Source organism: Microcystis sp. M44BS1 (genome assembly GCF_020244875.1).
Taxonomy (GTDB): Bacteria; Cyanobacteriota; Cyanobacteriia; order Cyanobacteriales; family Microcystaceae; genus Microcystis; species Microcystis panniformis.
Genome location: NZ_JADBVM010000151.1, coordinates 1 through 3,660 on the forward strand (window position 1 = coordinate 1; position 3,660 = coordinate 3,660).

The window sequence follows — 3,660 nt, forward strand, 5'->3', positions numbered from 1 at the left end:
ATATATAATGGAGTGGTGGCACTTGCAAAAACATAGACAGATTCCCATTATAAGAAAAGTATAACCGAAGCCGCCGCCCAAGTCAAGGGATTACTCCTTTTTTTTTTGAGAAGTTTTCAAAGAAAAAAAATCAAAGAGGCAGCCGGAGATATTCGGTTTTTCTTCACTTTTTGGGCAAAAAAAACCCTTTTAGGATGCCTATAATAGGAGATAGAAAGGGTTAAAAACTAAAAAAAAATGGCGGAGAGAGTCCAGAAAATCCTTGCCCAGTGGGGAATTGCCTCCCGAAGAAGGGCGGAGGAGATGATCGTAGCCGGCCGGGTGAGACGGAATGGCAAAATCGTGCAGTTAGGAGAAAAAGCCGACCCGGAAAAAGATCACCTAGAGATAGACGGAAAAAAAATTGAACCGGCCAATCGTCCCAAAAGATTGTATATACTGGTCAACAAACCCATTGGTGTGGTTTCTACCTGTAAGGATCCACAAAACCGGCCGACAGTAATCGACCTTTTGCCCGACTCCCTCGCCAGCGAGACGGGGTTACATCCCGTAGGCAGGTTGGACATCAACACCACTGGGGCTTTACTCCTCACCAACGACGGTCAACTCACCCTCACCCTCACCCATCCCCGTTATCATTTGCCCAAAACCTATCGGGTTTGGCTAGATGGTGCGGTTGATAGACTTGCTCTCCAGCGTTGGCGAGAAGGTATCCTCTTAGAAGGGAAAAAAACCTTACCCGCACAGGTTGAGATTCTCAAGCAAACCGACCAAAAAACCCTACTAGAAGTTATTTTAGTGGAGGGAAGAAATCGGCAGATTCGCTGTGTAGCCGAAGAATTAGGTTATCACGTCCTGAAACTTCATCGCAGTGCTATCGGTCGTATTCAACTAAACTCTGGTAATAATTCCCCTTTACCCTTGGGTCATTACCGTTTTTTAACCCTTGATGAACTGAAATATTTAAAAAACCAGATTAACTAAGCTGAAAGTCAGCCACTAATAGCGATATGTTTCGCCTTCTCCAATCACAACTTGATCCCCAGCATAAACAGCGCACCAAATTACTGGAAATCGGCGTTTATTTGCAAAAAAATCGCCTAGAACAGTCCCTTTCTCTCGAGGAAATTGCCCAGAAAACCTTGATCCCGCGCCATCGTCTAGAAGCGCTGGAAGCGGGGGATTTGGAGTCATTGCCCGAACCGATTTATATTCGTTGGTTAATCAAACAATTTGCCGATAGTCTGTCCCTGGATGGTGAGACGGTTAGCCGACGTTTCCCCACCAAGGTAAATAACTTTTTTAGGGGAATAAAACCGTCTTTATCGCTGCCGAGTCTTCAAATTCGCCCGATTCATCTCTATTTTCTCTATTTAATCTTAGTTATTGGTTCTGTACAAACCCTATCCCACGTCCTGCAAAAATCGGTACTGCAATCGAATCGCTTACCGCCGCCTTCCTTGCCACAACAGCAAATTGTCCAACCGAAAAGCAACCCCCTTCAACCGGTAGCCAACAAAACTAGCAATAATCAGCAGCTGGTGGTGGAGGTAAAACTGGAAGATGACTGCTGGCTGCGGGTGGTGGTGGATGGCAAGACAGAATTTGAGGGTGTACTGCCCCAGGGAAGCCATCGCACTTGGCAAGCAAACCGAGAATTAACCGTGAGAGCGGGTAATGCCGGCGGGGTTTACGTTGCTGTTAATAATGCCAATGCTAAACAACTAGGGCAACCGGGCAAAGTCGAGGAAGTCACCTACCGGGCAAATTGAGCTAATTTATGCAAAAGGTCTTTTCACCCCTCGATCGCCTTCAGGGAGGGTTAATCGGGGCATATATTGGGGAATCATTGCATAATCAACCCCTAATACCAGCCTTTAACTATGAGGCTACACCGAGGACGACCCTGCTTTTGCAAGCTCTGCAATCTCAGGAAGATTTGCCCATTGCGATCGCATCTAGGCAGCAGTCGGAATCGGCGTTATTATTTGTGCTGTTGCCGGAGATTTTAACCTGGCCTGACCATGGGGAACGTTGGCAAGCTAGATTAAATTTTTGGCTGAAAAAGGGCTTAATTTCCGAGTTAACCCGACAAGAAGCGATAATTTGGGGAGAGGCAGTAGGTCTGTTATTAGAGGGAAAAAGGCCTTTAAATCAGTTAATGGGGCAATTACTAACTATTAACCCCAAGAATAAGCTATTAGAGCAGATTCAGTCAGCTTTAGGGCAGAATCATCCCTTAGAGTCCATTTTATCGGCTTGGGCGAAAGATATCTCACCTTTAGGAATTGCGATCGCCGCTTCCCTCTATACCTTTCTGCAAACGAGCGAGGATTTCGCCGTTAGCGTGCGTCGCGCTAATTCTAGTCCCTATCAACGGCAATTAACCAGCACTTTAGCGGGAATTTGGGCGGGATTGTACAACGGTATCGAGGGGATTCCCCTAGCTTGGCGGCAAAATTTGCCGAAAGAGCCAGTTAAACAGCAATTAATGGATAAAGCTGGGGAAATTTATCGAATTTCTTTGGGTATATCTCCTCATCTTGTCCTATCTCCTCATACTGCCGTCGCTTACGGGGGAACTTTGCAGCCTCGTCCTAGCTTAAAATTGGTCTCTCAAGACAACTGAAGATCGCTGTTATTTGGACTATAGGCGATCGCTGGCTTTAATAAGCGATCACATCTCCTTCTTCCCAGTCGAGGGGAACATGGGGGAGTTGCCCAGCAATAGACTGGCGTGTGGTGGCGGAAATACCTTTGGTGAAGATGCGTAACACCAGCTGCCCTCTGGCATCTAGACCGATTCCGGTGCCAGTTACACCGGGTTGAGCCATCAACCAAGCTTCTTGGCTGTCACGCAAAGCCAACAACTGTTCCTGAGTATAATTTTTCATTGGTGTTACCTCTACTAAATCTATGGTCGGCGACAAATAAATTTTAGCTGAAACAACACCCGATCGCCGAATCCTGGAGGCGATCAGGTGTGGAGATTGGCGAGAGGGAAACTTGAGGGTGAATTAGCGACTGTTGACAAATCGCTGAATGGAAAGTTGCGAGATCACGGCTCCGATTGGGTTAGCAAAGGTGAGGCTGTTGTCTGTTCGTCCGGCAAAGAGGAGGGCGACCGGTTGATTGCTGTTTGCCGTCACGATCAGTGAACCAGAGTCCCCACCGCGACTAAAGGGATTGCTGCCGATGCCACGGATGCCGATCTGATTGCGGAATTGGGCGACACCGCAGGAGTAGCCACCGACGGAGATGTTGACGTTAATATCGGTAATCGTGCCGACAGTTGCTTGGGTTGTCCGACCATTTTTCTTCACGGTCATGCCTAGGCGGGCGGCGATCGGTGTAGGATTGAGGGTGTAGCTGACATGACGCGGATCGACAAAACTAAAAGCTGTCCAGGCAACAGCCGCATCTACCAAGTTAGGGCCCGGACAGTTGACCCGGACAAAATTTTCCAGGAGGGCAATTCGATCGCCGGGGACAACCCCACCATCAACCCGTCCAGGCTGGATAAGCTAAAACGCACTTAAACCACCTAAAATAGAAATAGTAACTTGAGAAAAATCCTACTTATGCCAGCCAAAGATTTCCTAGACTTAGAAGAAAAGAAAAACTTACAAAAAGCTCTTAAAGAAGAAGAAAGAGCAGAGG

The 3,660-nt window shown here is 47.3% G+C and carries 5 protein-coding genes; 3 read left to right on the top strand and 2 right to left on the bottom strand.

Annotated features, from left to right (window positions below; translation table 11 throughout):
* The first annotated feature begins 237 nt into the window (after positions 1-237).
* Genes IM515_RS12410 through IM515_RS12420 form a run of 3 tightly spaced genes read left to right on the top strand, consistent with a single transcriptional unit; the run spans position 238 to position 2,629 of the window.
* Complete coding sequence (locus tag IM515_RS12410; RefSeq protein ID WP_287628432.1) at positions 238-984, top strand: pseudouridine synthase; 747 nt, start codon at positions 238-240, stop codon at positions 982-984.
* A gap of 26 nt (positions 985-1,010) precedes the next feature.
* Positions 1,011-1,772, top strand: coding sequence for a helix-turn-helix domain-containing protein (locus IM515_RS12415; protein WP_287628433.1), 762 nt, complete (start codon positions 1,011-1,013; stop codon positions 1,770-1,772).
* An 8-nt stretch (positions 1,773-1,780) separates the two neighbouring features.
* Positions 1,781-2,629: an ADP-ribosylglycohydrolase family protein gene (locus tag IM515_RS12420; RefSeq protein WP_287628434.1), complete on the top strand. Its 849-nt coding sequence runs from the start codon at positions 1,781-1,783 to the stop codon at positions 2,627-2,629.
* A 37-nt stretch (positions 2,630-2,666) separates the two neighbouring features.
* On the opposite strand, the gene IM515_RS12425 is transcribed toward IM515_RS12420, so the two are convergent.
* Positions 2,667-2,894: a hypothetical protein gene (locus tag IM515_RS12425; protein ID WP_287628436.1), complete on the bottom strand. Its 228-nt coding sequence runs from the start codon at positions 2,892-2,894 to the stop codon at positions 2,667-2,669.
* A gap of 123 nt (positions 2,895-3,017) precedes the next feature.
* Positions 3,018-3,428, bottom strand: coding sequence for a chymotrypsin family serine protease (locus IM515_RS12430; RefSeq protein WP_287628437.1), 411 nt, complete (start codon positions 3,426-3,428; stop codon positions 3,018-3,020).
* Positions 3,429-3,660: the final 232 nt, after the last annotated feature.